Raw genomic sequence first — 16165 nt, 5'->3', positions numbered from 1 at the left:
ACAGCCGGTAGGAGCGGGCTTGCCCCGCGATCACTCACACCTTGAAGCGCGACACTAACGCCGTCAGTTCTTCAGCCAATGCCGACAACCCCTGGCTGGCCGTGCGCGTTTGCTGCGCACCCGCCGCCGAGCGTGTCGACAGCTCGCGGATGTTCAGCAAGTTACGGTCTACCTCGCGGGCCACCTGGGCCTGTTCTTCGGCAGCGCTGGCGATCACCAGGTTGCGTTCGTTGATCTGGCTGATCGCGCTGTAGATGCCTTCCAGTACCTGGCCCGAAGCCTGGGTGATGCCCAGGGTCGATTGCGCACGCTGGGTGCTGGCCTGCATGGAGGCAACTGCGGCTTCAGTGCCGTGCTGCACACCGGCGATCATTTGCTCGATCTCCTGGGTCGACTGCTGGGTGCGGTAGGCGAGGGTGCGGACTTCATCGGCGACCACGGCAAAACCCCGACCCGCCTCGCCGGCCCGCGCTGCTTCGATCGCCGCATTGAGCGCAAGCAGGTTGGTTTGCTCCGACACCGAACGGATCACGTCCAACACTTGCCCAATGTCGCGGATCTGTCCGGCCAGTTGTTGCAAGCGCTCGCTGCTGGTGTGCACTTCGCTGGCCATCGCGCGGGTGCCTTCGAGGTTGTCACTGACCTGCTGGCGGCTTTGTTCGGCCAGTTGGTTGGAGTCGTTGGCCGCTTGCGAGGTGGTAACGGCATTGCGCGCAACTTCCTCTACGGCGGTGGTCATTTCGGTCACGGCGGTGGCGGCCTGTTCCAGCTCCTGGTCTTGCTGGCGCAAGCTGTTGGCACTTTGTTCGGTCACTCCATGCAGCACCTGGGCGGCCTGGGCCACTTGTGCGGCGTAGGCGGTGAACTGGGCCAGGGTGGCTCGCTGGCTTTTTTGCATATGCGCCAGGTCGGCGAACAACTGACCGATTTCGTCACGGCTTTTCACCTGCACGGTCACGCTCAGATCATCCTGGGCAAAGCGCTTGAAGTGCTGGCTGGCGTCAACTAATGGGCTCAGCACTCGACGAACGATAAAGCGCCAGCACAGCACGGCAAGCACCAGGGTGAACACGCCTAGCGCCAGGCTCAAGCGGGTGGCGGCGCTCAGGCGCTGGTCGGACGCGTGCATGATTTGTACGCTGCGTTCGTTCAATGCTGCCACCAATTGCTGGCGCAGGGTCTGCATCCGCGCCATGGCGTTGCCCGCGTTGGTGGTGGCGGCAAAATAGCTTTGCAGGTCATTGCGCCCGCTTGCTTCGCGTTGCCCGGCCACGGCTGTGGCGTACTGGGCGAAGGTGCTGTGCAGCTCTGCGGCCAGGGCTTTGAGGGCCGGCTCTTGGGTATTGTTGAGCAACTCGTCGAACAGCACACGGCTGTTGTCGATCAGTTGTGCAGACAGCGCTATGCGCTTGTTGGCACTGTCTTGAAAGCCGCCGCTCTGTTCAATGAAGCCTGAAGAGACGTTGGCACTGGCGCGGATCGACATCAACAAGGCGTTGTTCAATCGGTCTGACTGGCGCGCAGTGAAGTCCAGTTCAGTGATTTGCTGATTAATGCCCACCGCTGCGCGCCAGGCGCTGACGGTGGAGAACAGCAGGGTCAGGCTGAACAACAACAGCACCCAGAACATCCCGGTGCGAATCTTCAGGTCGGCGAACATGCGGGCAACACTCCTTTTAATTGTTATAGGCACCATGCGCGGGCAAAAAATCGCAGCGCGTGGTGGGCTATCGGAGTGTGCACAGACGGACTTGAGCGGCGAAAATCGCTTGTGTTCGATTACCGAACGTTGTTTGCCTCAGCGCCCCTCGTGCTGGCGCCGGTAGGCCCCCGGCTGCACCCCTACGGCTTTGCTGAAGGCACGGGTAAACGCCGCCACCGACTGATAGCCGACAGCGGCGCCCACCTGTTCGACGGTGTTGTGGGCTTTGAGCAACTGGCAGGCATGGCGCATACGCAGCGCCAGCAATACTTGCCCGGGCGACTGCCCAGCCAGTTCGCTGAAGCGTTTGAAGAACGCCGAGCGCGACAGTCCGGTACAGGCCGCCATGCTTTCCAGTGGCCAGGGCTGCTCGGGGTGTTCGATCAACTGCTCGACCAATGTGGCGAATTGCGGGTGGCGTGCCAGGCACACCAGGCCGGTCATGGGCAGGTCGGCCTGTACTTGCTGGCGCAGCACGTACAGAAACAGCAGATGGCTCAGGCGCTCAAGCAAGGCCGAGGAGGGCGCGGGCAGGCGCTGACATTCGGCAAGGATCAGTTCGAACAGCGCGGTCGCCGCACTCAACGCCGGGTCGCCGGCGCGCAGGATCAACCAGTCAGGCAAGCCTTCGATGATCAGCGACGAGAGCCCCGGCTGAAAATGAAAGAAGCCACAGACCAGACCAACGCCGTCCTGCGCTTCGCTGTCCAGCGGCAGCATGGCCATGCGCGGTTGCTGCTGGGCCAGTTCGCCATCGGCGGTACCCGATAACCGGTACTCCAGATCGCGCAGCAGGAACACCGCATCTCCTGCCTCCAGGACAATGGCCTGGGACTGACCAGCGATGTGCAGCCAGCAATGGCCCTGCACCACCAAGTGAAAACTGGCCCGCGCCAGGCCCTGGGTGCTGGCATGCCAGCCACCGCAGTAACGCCCGACATGGAACAGACTGGCGTCCAGTTCAAGGCTTTCTAATAACCAATCGACAAGGGGGCTGGAGGAAATCATCTAAGGGAAAGACTCAGGAGCAAGTAATAACGACTCTAGAATATGGAAGGTATTTCTTATAACCAACAGACTTGTGTGACACCCTAGTATGCAGGAGTCCACTCCATGTCGCGCGTTACCCTACACACACTGCAAAGCGCTCCCGAAGCTGCCCGTCCTTTCCTGGAAAACGCGCAGAAAAACTCGGGCTTCATTCCCAACCTGCTCGGCGTGCTGGCCAATGCCCCGGCGGCGCTGGAAACCTACGTCACCGTGTCGGCGCTCAACGGCAAGGCCGAGCTGAACCTGGCTGAGCGTGAGGTGGTGCAACTGGTGGCCGCCACCAATCATGGCTGCGACTTCTGCGTGGCCGGCCATACCGCCGTGGCTTTGAACAAGGCCAAGCTGCCACAAGAAGTTGTTGATGCCCTGCGTGCCCGCGCGCATTTGCCGCAGGACAAACTCGAAGCCCTGGCCGCCTTCACCCGCGAAGTGATCGCCACCCGTGGCAACGTCAGCGAGGCCGGGTACGGCGCCTTCCGCGAAGCCGGTTACAGCGAAGGCCACGCGCTGGAGGTGATCCTCGGTGTGAGCCTGGCCACCTTGTGCAACTTTGCTAATGTGTTTGCCCAGACGCCGCTCAATGACGAGCTGAGCAAGTACCGCTGGCAGCCTTCGGCCTAATGATCCCTTGGCGCCAGCGCAGGCTGGCGCTTTTTTTAAAGGAGTAAACGACATGCTCGATCGCGCATTGGTCACGTGGCTGGACAGCGAGGCCGAAGCCCTCGATCTGGGCCACTGCGACCCGCAGGCGGTATTGGGGCAGTTGGCGGCGGCGCAAGTGCTGCGCGTTGGCATCGACGAAGCACTGGGCGGCAGCGGCGGTACGGTTGCTGACGCGGTGGAAACGGTTGCCAACGTGGCCAGCCATTCTCTGGCCGCTGCCTTTGTGTTCTGGGGTCAGCGTGCTTTTATCGAATACCTGCTGCACAGCCCTAACGCTGCCCTGCGCGAGCGTTTGCTGGGCAAACTGCTCAGCGGTGAACTGGCCGGTGCTACTGGCCTGTCCAACGCCATGAAGTACCTTTCGGGGATTGAATCGTTGCAGGTCCGCGGCCTCGCAGACGCGCAGGGTTGGACGCTTGAAGGCCGCTTGCACTGGGTCACCAACCTGCGCAAGGGCGGTTTCGTGGTGGCGGCAGCCATCGAGGAAGAGGGCGCTTCGCCGTTTGTCCTGGCCATTCCGGACGATGCCAGCGGGCTCACCCGCTCGGACGATCTGCAACTGATGGGCCTGCAATCGAGCAACACCGCAGCCTTGAACTTCCAGCAGGTGGCGATCAGTCGTGACTGGTTGTTGCACGAGAATGCCAAGCAGTTCCTGCCAGCGGTTCGTCCGTCGTTCCTGGGCTTGCAATGTGGCATGGCCATCGGCCTGGCACGGCGTTCGTTGCAAGAGGTCGAAGGACATCTGCAAGGTATGCGCTCGTTCCTCGGCGAGGCGCTGAGCGTGTTGCGCGAGCGTCTGGAAAACACCGTCGGCGAATTGAAAAAGGGCCTGCTGGATGGCCGCTTTCTGAGCCAGCCTGCCGCGTTGTTCAAACTGCGCATAACCTTGGCTGAAACGGCTGCCGAAGCGGTGCAACTGGAGCTGCAGGCCAGTGGTGGCAAAGCCTACCTCAATGCCTATGGTGCAGGCTTCGCCCGGCGCTGGCGTGAGTCGGCGTTCGTGCCGATTGTGACCCCAAGCCTGGTGCAGTTGCGCGCCGAGCTGCAGCGTCAGGCATCGGCGGTATGAGCGAGGTGTTACTCGAAGCCCGTGGCATCAGCCTTGGCTACCCGCGTGAGCAAGGCTGGCACAGTGTGCTGGAAGATTTCGACCTGCAACTGGCACCCGGGGAGGTCATCACGATTCTCGGCCCCAGTGGTGTCGGCAAATCGAGCCTGCTGCGCGTGCTGGCCGGCCTGCAACAGGCGCGCAGCGGTGGGGTGAGTTTGCTCGGCGAGCCGCTGCAGGGGCCACATCCGCGTCTGGCCGTGGCGTTTCAGGACCCCAGCCTGTTGCCTTGGCTAAGCCTGGAAAGCAACGTTGCTTTCGGCCTGGATTTCGCCCGCCAACCCAAGCTGGCCGCCAGCGAGCGCCGCGCGCGGATCGATCATGCGATTGCCGCCGTCGGCTTGCAGCACGCTCGCGAGCAATACCCGGCGCAGCTGTCCGGAGGCATGGCCCAGCGTACTGCGTTGGCCCGCTGCCTGGCGCGTCAGCCACAGGTGTTGCTGCTCGACGAACCCTTTGGCGCGCTGGACGAAGTCACCCGCGCCGACATGCAACAGCTGTTGCTGCAACTGATCGCCCAGCACAACACCGCGGCGATTCTGATTACCCACGATATCGACGAAGCGCTGCTGTTGTCTGATCGCGTGCTGCTACTGGGCAACCACCCGGCGCGCACCCTCGGCCAATGGCAGATTGACCTGCCGCACCCTCGTGAACAGCGGGTCGAAGAACTGGGCGCCTTGCGTATCGACATCCTCAAAACCCTTCGGCGGGCCAGCCGCACTCCTGAACCTACGCCTGAACCTTTACCGCCGGAGACTGCCCATGTGCCTGGACGACTTCACTCACACACGTCGTGACTTCATCAAACTCAGCACCTTGCTGACCGCCGCTGGCGCCATGCCGCTGCTGAGCAGTCTGCAGGCGCGTGCTGCCAGCGATCCGGACGCTCCGGTGCGCATTGGCTACCTGCCCATCACCGATGCCACCCCTTTGCTGGTTGCGCACAACAATGGCCTGTTCGAGGCCGAAGGTATCAAGGCTGAACGGCCAGTGCTGTTGCGCAGTTGGGCGCAGGTGATCGAGGCGTTCATCTCTGGTCAGGTCAACGTGATTCACCTGCTCTCGCCAATGACCGTCTGGGCCCGCTATGGCAGTAAGGTGCCGGCCAAAGTGGTGGCCTGGAACCATGTCGGCGGCTCGGGCCTGACCGTGGCGCCGGGTATCACCGAGGTCAAGCAACTGGGCGGGCAGAGCGTGGCGATCCCGTTCTGGTACTCGATTCATAACGTGGTGGTGCAGCAGCTGTTCCGCGACCATGGCCTGACCCCAGTGTCGAAGCCGACCAGCGCACCATTGACGGACAATGAGGTCAACCTGGTGGTACTGCCGCCCTCGGACATGCCGCCAGCCCTGGCCAGCAAGCGCATTGCCGGTTACATCGTCGCCGAGCCGTTCAACGCCCTGGCCGAAGACCTCAAGGTGGGGCGCGTGCAGCGCTTTACCGGTGATGTCTGGCGCAACCATGCCTGCTGTGTGGTGTTCATGCACGAGCACGATTTGAACAACCGTCCGGAGTGGTCGCAGAAGGTCGTCAATGCCATCGTCAAAGCCCAGCTGTGGACGCGCGAGCACCGCGCCGAAGCAGCCGCGTTGCTGTCCAAGGCCGGGCCCAACCGCTATACCCCGCATACGCCGCAGGTACTGAGTCAGGTGCTGGCGCCGGCTGCCGATGCACGTGCGGCCTACATCGCCAGCGGTGCCATCCAGCACGCGCAGTGGGACGAGAAGCGCATCGACTTTCAGCCCTATCCGTTCCCCAGCTACACCGAGGAATTGGTGCGGCGTTTACAAAACACCTTGATTGAAGGTGAACAGGGTTTTCTCGCCAGCCTTGATCCGCAGCACACCGCCCGCGACCTGGTGGACGACCGTTTCGTGCGCAACAGCATTGCCGCGGTCGGTGGCCTCAAGGCCTTTGGCCTGCCAGAGCGCTTTGAGCGCAATGAGGAGTTTGCGATCTGATGGGTAAGCATGTTCTACATGGCGCGCTGGGTATTGGCGGGCTGCTTGGATTGTTGTTGCTGTGGTGGTTGGGTGTGCACCTGTTTGGCGAGGTTGATGGCTTGTCGGCGCGTTTTTCGCCGCAAGCCACCCTGGAAAGCCTGGTCGAGCTGTTGGGTCAGGGGGAGGTGTATGAGCATGTGTGGGTCAGCCTCAAGCGCATCCTGATCGGCTTGTTGCTGGCGTTGTTGATCGGTGTGCCATTGGGTTTGCTGGTCGGCAGCTACCGCCACCTGGAGTCGGCGACCACGCCAGCGTTCCAATTCTTGCGCATGATCTCGCCGCTGTCGTGGATGCCGGTGGTGGTGATGTTGATGGGCGTGGGCGACCAGCCGATCTACTTCCTCCTGGCCTTTGCCGCGTTGTGGCCGATTCTGCTCAACACCGCAGCCGGTGTGCGCCAGCTCGACCCACGCTGGCTGCAGTTGAGCCGCAGCCTCAGTGCAACCCGTTGGGAGACGCTGTGCAAGGTGATCATCCCGGGGGTGATCGGCCACGTGCTGACCGGTGTACGCCTGGCGATTGGCATCCTGTGGATCGTACTGGTGCCGTGCGAGATGCTCGGGGTCAGTGCCGGGTTGGGCTATTTCATTCTCGATACCCGTGACCGCCTGGCTTATTCGGAGTTGATGGCCATGGTGCTGTTGATCGGGGTACTGGGCTACATCCTCGACGCCATGGCGCGTGGTCTGCATCGGCGCTGGGTGCATGCCTGAGCGGTGATCGCGGGGCTTGCCCCCGCGGTTGGCGGCATTCTGTGATTTCAAATGGCTTCGTTAAATGTTATGTTATTACATCACGATTAAGGAGCCCCCATGAATTGCCCCCTCAGCCGCTTCTCCCTCGGCCTGTCTGCCTCATTGTTCGCATTGCCAGCTGCCGCTGCCGAGCCGGTATTGCTCGATACCTTGACCGTCAGTGAACGCCAGCTTGAGGAATCGGCCACCGGCCCCGTGCAGGGCTATCGCGCCACACGTTCCAGTACCGCGACGAAGACCGATACCGATATCCGCGACACCCCGCAGAGCATCGCCGTGGTGCCGAGCCTAGTGCTTGAGGACCTCAACAGCAGCCGTATCGATCGCGCGCTGGATTTTGCCGGCGGGGTGAGCCGGCAGAACAATTTCGGCGGCCTGACCTTCCTCAATTACAGCGTGCGTGGCTTTACGACCGGTGAGTTGTACAAGAACGGCTTTGCGGTTAACCGCGGCAGCTACAGCGCGCCGGACACCTCCAACATCGAGCGCATCGAAGTGCTCAAAGGTCCGGCGGCCAGCCTGTACGGACGTGGGGATCCGGGGGGGCTGGTGAACATCGTCACCAAGCGCCCGCAAGCAGAAGCCTTCAGCCATTTCAACGCCAGTGCCGGTAGCTGGGACCGCTATCGCAGCAGCCTGGATGTGAACACGCCGCTCAGCGACGACGGTCGCGTGCTGTCGCGGGTCAATATGGCGGTGGAGGACAATGGCAGCTTTCGCGATTACGTCGGCAGCGAACGGCGTATCGTCAGTCCGTCGCTGAGCTGGCAGTTGAGCGAACAGACCCTGGTATCGATCGACAGTGAGTTTTCGCGCACCGAGTCGGTGTTTGACCGTGGCGTGCCGGCGGTGAACAACGAACTGGGGGCCGTCAGCCGCTCGAGCTTTTTCGGTGAGCCCAACGATGGTCGTATCCGCAACGACAACCAGACCCTGGACCTGACGCTGGAACATTACCTGAGTGACAGCTGGAAGCTGCGTTTGGCCAATCACTACACCCAGGGCCGACTCAAGGGCAACAGCTCCGAGCCCCAGCGTCTGGTCGGCACCACGCTCACCCGCTTTTATCGCGAGCGTGATTTCGAATGGAACGACAGCATCACCCAGGCTGAATTGCACGGGCAATTCGAGTTCGCCGGATGGCATCATCAAAGCCTGATTGGCCTGGAGTACGAGAACTACCGCAACAGCCAGAAGTACCCGCAGAGCGCGACGTCGGCGGAGTATGGCCTGGACATTTACAACCCGGTGTATGGCAAGCCGAAGCCTGCACTGGTCAAGGCCAATGATTTCTTTGAGCGCACGCAAAGCTACGCGCTCAACCTGCAAGATCAGATCAGCTTTACCGAGCGCCTGCGCGGGTTGATTGGCGTGCGTCTGGAGCACATCGAGCAAATCGCTCAGAACCGCAGCAGTCAGGTCAGCAACACGCAGGAAAAAGACGTGGCGACTCCGCGAGTCGGGCTGCTGTATCAACTCACCCCGCAGGTTGGTGTGTTCGCCAACGCCTCGACCTCGTTCAAGCCCAACAGCATTGGCACCCAGGGCCAAGTGTACAAACCCGAGAAGGGCCTGGGGTATGAAACCGGGGTGAAACTCGACTTGTTCGACAGCCGCCTGGGCGCGACCCTGGCACTGTTTCACATCGACAAGGAAAACGTCATCACCACCGACGCCTTGGGCGACAGCGTTGCCGCCGGCAAAGCCCGTAGCCAGGGTGTCGACCTGCAGTTCAGCGGTCAGCTTACCGATGCCGTGCGCTTGATCGGTGCCTACGCCTATATCGATGCCGAAGTGACCAAGGGCGATGCCAGCTTGCCCGAAGGCAGTGACTTGCTGGGCATACCCCGGCACAGCGGCAGCCTGATGGCCGTGTACGAATTTCAGCAAGGCCTGTTGCAGGGCTCGGATGTCGGCGCGGCGGCCAACTATGTGGGGGAGCGTTCTGGTCAGGCCGGGAGCAGTTTTTATCTGCCCGCTTACAGCACCCTCGATTTGCTGGCTCACTACAAGCTCAGCGAACAGGCGACGCTTGGCCTGAACCTGAACAACGTCTTCGACCGCAAGTACTACGAGCGCGGTTACAACGCGGTGTGGAACCTGCCGGGCGAGCCGCGCAACCTGATGGTCAGTTTGAGCCTGGCGCTGTGAACCGGCTATAGTCGAGCGCTTCCATGTGTGCCAGAGGACGGCTGAATCATGAACGACTCGTTACTGCTCAATCGCCGCAATTGGGACGAGCGGGCGCCGCTGCATGCGGCGTCCAGCGACTATGAGGTGGACAGGTACATCGCCGACCCTGCGCACCTGTCAGAAGTGGTTCGCTTCGACCTGCCGCGTCTGGGCGACATTCGCGGTTTGCGCGCGATCCACCTGCAATGCCATATCGGCACCGATACCCTGTCGCTGGCCCGCCTGGGCGCGCAGATGAGCGGGCTGGATTTTTCTTCGCAATCTCTGCTGCAGGCCCGTGCCCTGGCGCAGCACTGCGGTGCCTCCATCGACTATGTCGAAGCCGATGTGTACGCCGCTGACAAGGTGCTGACCCCTGGCAGTTTCGACCTGGTGTATACCGGCATCGGCGCGTTGATCTGGCTCCCCAGCATCGAGCGCTGGGCGCGCACGGTGGCGGCGTTGCTCAAGCCGGGAGGGCGATTGTTCCTGCGCGAAGGGCATCCGATGCTGTTGGCGGTGAACGAGGAACACCAGGACCGGCTGCAGATCGAGTACCCGTATTTCGAGCGTGAAGCACCCACGGTGTGGGACAGTGATCAGACCTATGTCGATACCCAGGTGCCGCTGACCGAGACCGTTACCCACGAATGGAACCATGGCTTGGGCGAGGTGATCAGCGCCTTGCTTGAGCATGGCTTGCAGATCACCGCATTGGTTGAGCACGACAGCATTCCCTGGGAGGCCTTGCCTGGACAGATGAGCCTGAACGCCGCCGGTGAATGGTCGCTGAACAAGGACCGTTGGCGCCTGCCGTTGAGTTACACCTTGCAAGCAGTCAAGCAGGGCTGAAGGCAATCGCGGTGCGCGCCATCAACCTGGCTGCTTCTTGGCCCGTGGTTTGCGCGCCGGTTTACCTGTGGCGGGACGTTTGCGTTTCTTCTTCCAGGGCGCGTTGGGCACTGCCGGGCCACTGATTGTCAGGCTCAGCCCGGCACAGCGTTCGACTTGTTTGCTCATCCAGGCCGATTGCTTGGCGACAAATTCCTCCAGGCTCATTTCTCCGCTTTGCACCATGTCCAGCGCTTGCTCCCAGATCGCGGTGGTGCCTGGATCGGCGATAGCACGCGGTACCGCGTCGATCAGGCTGAAGGCCGCAGGTGTGGCACTCAGTGCCTTGCCTTGCTTGATCAGGTAACCGCGGTCGAGCAGACCCTGGATGATCCCGGCACGGGTCGCTTCGGTGCCGATGCCGGTGGTGTCTTTGAGCTTCTGTTTAAGGCGCGGGTCGTCCACCAGCTTGGCGACGTTTTTCATCGCCTTGATCAGGTCACCTTCAGTGAAGGGTTTGGGCGGTTGCGTCCAGAGGTCTTTGAGGTTGACCTCGGCCACCGCGCACGCCTGGCCTTGCTGCAGGGCTGGCAGCACCTGTGCGACGGGCGCCTCGCGGCCTTTGGCGGGTGTCAGTGCTTCCGGCAGGGCCCGCCGCCAGCCGGGCTCGACGATTTGTTTGCCCACCGCGCGCAAGGCCTGGCCGGCGCAGTCGAAGTCTGCCTGGGTACGGTCGTATTCATGCTCGGGCAGGAACTGCGCCAGGTAACGGGCACGAATCAAGGTGTACACCGCTTTGTGTTTGGGCGGTAAACGCGACGGGTCGCTGGCCGCTGCGGTGGGGATGATGCCGTGGTGGGCACTGACCTTGGCGTCGTTCCAGGCCCGCGAGCGGCGCTGGGCCTGCAGATGCTGCTGCAACGGCGCCAGGCTGGCATCGGCACGCAGTAATGCGGCCAGGATGGCCGGTGCTTCGCTGTGCTGACTCAAGGGCAGGTAGCCGCAATCGCTACGCGGGTAAGTGATCAGTTTGTTGGTTTCGTACAGCGCCTGAGCGATATCGAGGGTTTCCTGCGCACCGAGCCCGAATTTTTTCGAGCACAGCTCCTGCAGGGTGCCGAGGTCGAAGGGCAGCGGCGCTGCCTCACGAACGCGTTCGGTTTTTACCTTGAGCACCTGGGCGCTGCTGGCCTGGTTGATCGCCGCAGCCGCCTGTTGGGCCAGCGCCTGATTGAGGCAGCGGCCCTGGTCGTCGCACGCGTCTTCGGCTGCGCGCCATTGTGCGTTGAATCGAGTGCCAGCGCTTTCCAGCACAACATCGATGGCCCAGAACGCCACTGGCACAAAGTTGGCAATACTGCGGTCGCGATCCACTACCAGGCGCAGGGTAGGGGTTTGTACCCGGCCCACCGGCAGAACGCCTTGATACCCAGACTGACGCCCAAGCAGGGTAAACAGGCGACTCATGTTCATGCCGATCAGCCAGTCGGCGCGTGAGCGGCCCAACGCTGAATGGTACAGGCTGAAGGTTTCGTTCCCGGGCTTGAGCGCAGCCAGGGCCTTGCGGATGGACGCATCATCCAGAGCGGATAACCACAGGCGCCGGATTGGCCCCCGGTAACGGCAGTGCTCGACCAGCTCACGGGCAATCATTTCGCCCTCGCGGTCGGCGTCGGTGGCGATCACCAGCTCCCGCGCTTCGCCCAGCAGGCGCTTGACCGCTTTGAACTGGCTGGCGGTTTTCGGTTTGACCAGCATTTTCCATTGCGCCGGGATGATCGGCAGGTCGGCCAGCGCCCAGCGTTTGTAGCGCGCGTCATAGCTGTCGGGCGGAGCGGTTTCGAGCAGATGGCCGATGCACCAGGTGACGGTGACATCAGTGCCTACCCAGCAACCGTCGCCACGGCGGTTGGCGCCGAGGACTTTGGCGATGTCTTTGGCCTGGGAAGGCTTTTCGCAGAGAAACAGGCGCATGCCGCTCGATCTATGGCTGGAGGTCGCCATAGGATGCGCATACGGGGCAGGCCTGGCAAGTTTTATCTGTATGGATGTACAGGGTTGAGCTGCAAGCTACAAGCCACAAGCTTCAAGAGCGCTCGCGTGCTTGCAGCTTGCAGCTTGCAGCTTAAAGCCGACTAGCCTCCAGCGCCTGGCTCAGGTCGGAAATGATGTCATCGCTGTGCTCGATCCCGATCGACAGGCGCACCATGTCCCGCGGCACCCCAGCGCGCTGCAGTTCTTCGTCGTTGAGCTGACGGTGGGTGGTGGACGCCGGATGGCAGGCCAGCGACTTGGCATCGCCAATGTTGACCAGACGAACCACCAACTGCAGGGCATCGATAAAGCGCGCACCGGCCTCCTGACCCCCTTTGATCCCGAACGACAGGATCGACGCCGGTTTGCCCTCGGTATAACGCTGTGCCAGTGCGTGTTCAGGGTGATCAGGCAGGCCGGCATACTTGACCCAGGCAACCTGCTCGTGGCTTTGCAGGTAATGGGCAACCTTCAAGGCGTTCTCGGTATGGCGTTCCATGCGCAGCGCCAGCGTCTCCAGCCCCTGCAGAATCAGGAAGGCGTTGAACGGCGACAACGCCGCCCCAGTGTTACGCAGCGGCACCACCCGGCAGCGGCCGATAAAGGCTGCCGGGCCGAACGCTTCGGTGTAGGTCACGCCGTGATAAGACGGGTCGGGGGTGTTGAGCAGCGCGAAGCGTTCCTTGTGCTCGGCCCAGGGGAATTTGCCCGAGTCGATGACAATGCCACCAATGCTGGTGCCGTGGCCGCCGATGTACTTGGTCAGTGAGTGCACGACAATATCGGCACCGTGTTCGAACGGGCGGCAGAGGATCGGCGTCGCCACCGTATTGTCGACGATCAGCGGCACGCCATGGCGGTGTGCCGCGTCGGCCAGGGCCTGGAGGTCGACGATATTACCGGCCGGGTTACCGATCGATTCGCAGAATACTGCCTTGGTGCGGCTGTCGATCAGCGCTTCGAGAGCAGCAATGTCATCGTGTGCGGCGAAGCGGGTCTGAATGCCAAAACGCGGCAGGGTATGGGCCAGCAGGTTGTAGGTACCGCCGTAGAGCTTGGCCACCGAGACAATATTGTCGCCGGCCTCGGCCACGGTCTGGATCGCGTAGGTAATAGCGGCCATCCCTGACGCCACCGCCAGCGCACCGACACCACCTTCCAGCGCGGCCATGCGCTGCTCAAGGACATCGTTGGTGGGGTTCATGATCCGGCTATAGATGTTGCCGGCCACCTTCAAGTCGAACAGGTCGGCGCCATGCTGAGTGTCGTCGAAGGCGAAAGACGTAGTCTGGTAGATCGGTACCGCGACAGCCTTGGTGGTCGGATCGGGGCTAAAGCCCGCGTGAATGGCCAGGGTTTCCAGCTTCATGCAATCGTTCCTTGAAACACGGGGGGAGGGGTAGAGCATGGAGCGGTGCATCTGTGGCGGTCAAGGGCCAGGCTAACTGGCCTTGCGCAAGGTCAGGTTGAGGCGCAGTTCGCCCAGTTGCGGGTGTACACCGGGTTTGAGCGGCAGTACGCCGTGAAAGCGCAGCCGGTCCTCGCCACCCCAGACCAGCACATCGCCGTGGTGCAAGTTAATGCGCTGAGTTGCCTCACTGCGGGCAAGCCCGCCCAACAGAAACACTGCAGGCAACCCCAGCGACACCGAAACAATCGGCTGGGAGAAGTCACGCTCGTCACGGTCCTGGTGCAGGCTCAGGCGGGTACCGGGCCGATAACAGTTGACCAGACAGGCGTCGGGCAGAAAATCGTCGAACCCTGCCAGGCGGGCGGCGTGGCTGGCCAGTTGCACAAGCACCTCGGGCAACAGCGGCCAAGGCTGCTGATTCAGCGGATCGAGCGGACTGTAGCGGTAGCCGTGGCGATCACTGATCCAGCCCAGCGTCCCGCAATTGGTCATGGCCACGGCCATTTTCAGCCCGCCGGGGGTGAACATGTGCCGAAACGGCGCCAGAGCAACCACCTCGCGCAGTGCTGGCAGCAACGCTTGCACCTGGGGCAGGGCAAAGCCTGGCAAAACCATTGCCTGTGTTCCGACCCAATAGGGTTGGGGAGGGTCTTGAGGGGCGAACAGGTCCAGCTCGGTTTGCATCATCGGTGACAAACTGCAGCGTGAGTTAAGAGGTTTGACCTGTATGATAAGGTGCTTTGCGCTACTCAGGGCATCCCGAACCTTGCGTTCGAACCCGGTAATAAAGGGCCATCAGCCCTCCTTGCAGAAAAAAATAAACTTTTTGAATTCAAGGGGTTGCCAGCTCAATCGAATGAGTCCATAATTGCGTCCATCGAAAACGAGGCAGCTGAAAAGCTTAGCGTTTTCAAGGAGATAGCAGCAATATCAAGTTGTTTCCTTACAGAGTTGTATATGTTTGAGATTGCTTGTTTCAGGGTCTTGGGCATTTGAGGCCGAGTAGCAAAGTGGTTATGCTCCGGATTGCAAATCCGTCTACGCCGGTTCGATTCCGACCTCGGCCTCCATTATTGAAAGCCCCGCAGATTAACGTCTGCGGGGTTTTTCGTTATGCCTGCGGAATTTGTTGGGACAGGCATTTGGGACAATTCTGGGACACCAAAGGAAATTGCGTGTCCCACAAGTCCTCGGCAAACTCCGCTGCATGGCAACTTATGAACAGCGCCCAGGCGGCGCATGGCGGGCCAAGATCCGCCGCAAGGGATACCCCTCACTATCCGCTACCTTCGACACCAAGGCCGATGCCCAGCGCTGGGCGGCCGAGATCGAGGGCGACATGTCGCGTGCTCGGTTCGTCGATATGCGCGAGGCCGAGCGAACGACACTGACTGAAGCCCTGGACCGATATTCCCGCGAGGTCAGCTTGTCGAAGAAGGGCGCCAAGCAGGAGCTGACACGCATCAACAAGTGGAAGAAGCATCCACTTGCTGACAAGGGATTGGCTGTATTGCGGTCAAGCGATTTTGCTTTGTATAGAGATGAAGAGCTCAAGGCGGGGAAGTCCACGGTCACGGTCAAGCTCGACCTGGCGATCATCAGCCACCTGTTCACGGTAGCGATCAAGGACTGGGGTATTGAGGGGCTGAGCAACCCGGTGATGAAACTGCGCATGCCCAAGGGGGCAAAGGAACGGGATCGCCGACCGATGAGCATTGAGCTCAATGGGGTGATCAAAGCGGCAGGGGAGATTCACGCCGAGATGCCGGCGATCATCGAGCTGGCAATCGAGACGGCCATGCGCCGCAGTGAGCTGCTTGGGCTCCGGCGCGAGAACGTCAAGGCCAAGCATGTTCTGCTTGAAGATACGAAGAACGGTACCCGTCGCTTGGTCCCGTTGTCGTCGAAGGCCAGGGCATTACTTGACGGACTACCTGCGCGGCTCGACGGCCAGGTGTTCTCGCTGGCGCCGCACTCGGTGAGCCAGTATTTCCATCGGGCGTGCAAGGCGGCGTTGGTGAGTGATCTGCACTTTCATGACCTGCGCCATGAAGGTACGTCCAGGCTGTTTGAGAAGGGGCTGTCGATCATGGAGGTGGCGAGCATCACCGGGCACAAGACGATGAGTATGCTTAAGCGCTATACCCATCTGTGCCCGGATGCTTTGGCCGACAAGCTTGGCTAGCGAACGCTGGCCAGGGTCGGGGGCGTTTGACGTTTCCGGCCCGGCTTGGCCGGCATATGCAAGCCCTGCTCGTATTCCTCCAAGAACCTGCGCACTGTAGCGACCCGCCAGCAGATCCGGCTTCCCTGCTTGAAGAAGGGCGGCAGCCAGCTGGCACCGCCTTGCCTGGCGCTCCTGATCGATGACTCCGTTCGCCCGAGCATCTTGGCCAACTCGGGGATGTGGATGACCTCTTGTTCCATGT

At 61.6% G+C, this 16165-nt stretch carries 14 protein-coding genes and 1 tRNA gene; 9 read left to right on the top strand and 6 right to left on the bottom strand.

Annotated elements, in window-relative coordinates; translation table 11 throughout:
- Positions 1–34: 34 nt before the first annotated feature.
- Positions 35–1660: a methyl-accepting chemotaxis protein gene (locus ACP6KB_RS16810; protein WP_442108288.1), complete on the bottom strand. Its 1626-nt coding sequence runs from the start codon at positions 1658–1660 to the stop codon at positions 35–37.
- Between the two features lie 138 nt (positions 1661–1798).
- Positions 1799–2710, bottom strand: coding sequence for a cupin domain-containing protein (locus ACP6KB_RS16805; RefSeq protein ID WP_442108286.1), 912 nt, complete (start codon positions 2708–2710; stop codon positions 1799–1801).
- 105 nt (positions 2711–2815) lie between these two features.
- Here ACP6KB_RS16805 and ACP6KB_RS16800 point away from each other — a divergent pair, with 105 nt between their 5' ends.
- The 7 genes from ACP6KB_RS16800 (at position 2816) to ACP6KB_RS16770 (ending at position 10312) form a co-directional block, all read left to right on the top strand.
- Positions 2816–3373 carry a carboxymuconolactone decarboxylase family protein gene (locus ACP6KB_RS16800; RefSeq protein ID WP_442108284.1) on the top strand — a complete coding sequence of 186 codons (558 nt, stop codon included), beginning with the start codon at positions 2816–2818 and terminating at the stop codon, positions 3371–3373.
- A gap of 52 nt (positions 3374–3425) precedes the next feature.
- The gene (locus ACP6KB_RS16795; RefSeq protein ID WP_442108282.1) at positions 3426–4487 is read left to right on the top strand and encodes an acyl-CoA dehydrogenase family protein; all 1062 of its coding nucleotides are present in this window, start codon (positions 3426–3428) and stop codon (positions 4485–4487) included.
- Complete coding sequence (locus tag ACP6KB_RS16790) at positions 4484–5326, top strand: ABC transporter ATP-binding protein (protein ID WP_442108280.1); 843 nt, start codon at positions 4484–4486, stop codon at positions 5324–5326. Before ACP6KB_RS16795 ends, ACP6KB_RS16790 begins: the two co-directional genes overlap by 4 nt.
- Positions 5292–6491 carry an ABC transporter substrate-binding protein gene (locus tag ACP6KB_RS16785; RefSeq protein ID WP_442108278.1) on the top strand — a complete coding sequence of 400 codons (1200 nt, stop codon included), beginning with the start codon at positions 5292–5294 and terminating at the stop codon, positions 6489–6491. The genes ACP6KB_RS16790 and ACP6KB_RS16785 overlap by 35 nt, the downstream gene beginning before the upstream one ends.
- A complete protein-coding gene (locus ACP6KB_RS16780; RefSeq protein WP_442108276.1) occupies positions 6491–7246 on the top strand; it encodes an ABC transporter permease in 756 nt (251 codons plus the stop codon). The genes ACP6KB_RS16785 and ACP6KB_RS16780 overlap by 1 nt, the downstream gene beginning before the upstream one ends.
- Before the next feature lie 99 nt (positions 7247–7345).
- Entirely contained in the window at positions 7346–9439 is a 2094-nt protein-coding gene (locus tag ACP6KB_RS16775) for a TonB-dependent siderophore receptor (RefSeq protein WP_442108274.1), read from the top strand.
- A gap of 48 nt (positions 9440–9487) precedes the next feature.
- Entirely contained in the window at positions 9488–10312 is an 825-nt protein-coding gene (locus ACP6KB_RS16770) for a class I SAM-dependent methyltransferase (protein ID WP_442108272.1), read from the top strand.
- Between the two features lie 21 nt (positions 10313–10333).
- On the opposite strand, the gene ACP6KB_RS16765 is transcribed toward ACP6KB_RS16770, so the two are convergent.
- From ACP6KB_RS16765 to alkB, 3 genes are all read right to left on the bottom strand, one after another.
- Positions 10334–12265, bottom strand: coding sequence for a DNA topoisomerase III (locus ACP6KB_RS16765; protein WP_442108270.1), 1932 nt, complete (start codon positions 12263–12265; stop codon positions 10334–10336).
- Positions 12266–12416: 151 nt separating this feature from the next.
- Positions 12417–13694: a bifunctional O-acetylhomoserine aminocarboxypropyltransferase/cysteine synthase gene (locus tag ACP6KB_RS16760; RefSeq protein ID WP_442108268.1), complete on the bottom strand. Its 1278-nt coding sequence runs from the start codon at positions 13692–13694 to the stop codon at positions 12417–12419.
- A gap of 72 nt (positions 13695–13766) precedes the next feature.
- On the bottom strand, positions 13767–14423 hold the full coding sequence (gene alkB / locus ACP6KB_RS16755; RefSeq protein WP_442108266.1) for a DNA oxidative demethylase AlkB: 657 nt from the start codon (positions 14421–14423) through the stop codon (positions 13767–13769).
- Positions 14424–14732: 309 nt separating this feature from the next.
- On the opposite strand from alkB, the gene ACP6KB_RS16750 reads away from it, so the two are divergent.
- Together ACP6KB_RS16750 and ACP6KB_RS16745 are read left to right on the top strand one after the other, a co-directional pair.
- Positions 14733–14806 (top strand) — tRNA-Cys (locus ACP6KB_RS16750).
- Positions 14807–14943: 137 nt separating this feature from the next.
- Positions 14944–15921 (top strand): tyrosine-type recombinase/integrase, encoded by a 978-nt coding sequence (locus ACP6KB_RS16745; protein WP_442108264.1) that lies wholly within the window; start codon positions 14944–14946, stop codon positions 15919–15921.
- On the opposite strand, the gene ACP6KB_RS16740 is transcribed toward ACP6KB_RS16745, so the two are convergent.
- The gene (locus ACP6KB_RS16740; protein WP_442108262.1) at positions 15918–16163 is read right to left on the bottom strand and encodes a hypothetical protein; all 246 of its coding nucleotides are present in this window, start codon (positions 16161–16163) and stop codon (positions 15918–15920) included. The genes ACP6KB_RS16745 and ACP6KB_RS16740 overlap by 4 nt on opposite strands.
- Positions 16164–16165 lie beyond the last annotated feature (2 nt).

Source organism: Pseudomonas sp. NUPR-001 (assembly GCF_052147955.1).
GTDB lineage: Bacteria > Pseudomonadota > Gammaproteobacteria > Pseudomonadales > Pseudomonadaceae > Aquipseudomonas.
The sequence above is the reverse complement of the archived record's forward strand: the minus strand, read 5'-3'. Positions and strand labels throughout refer to the sequence as shown.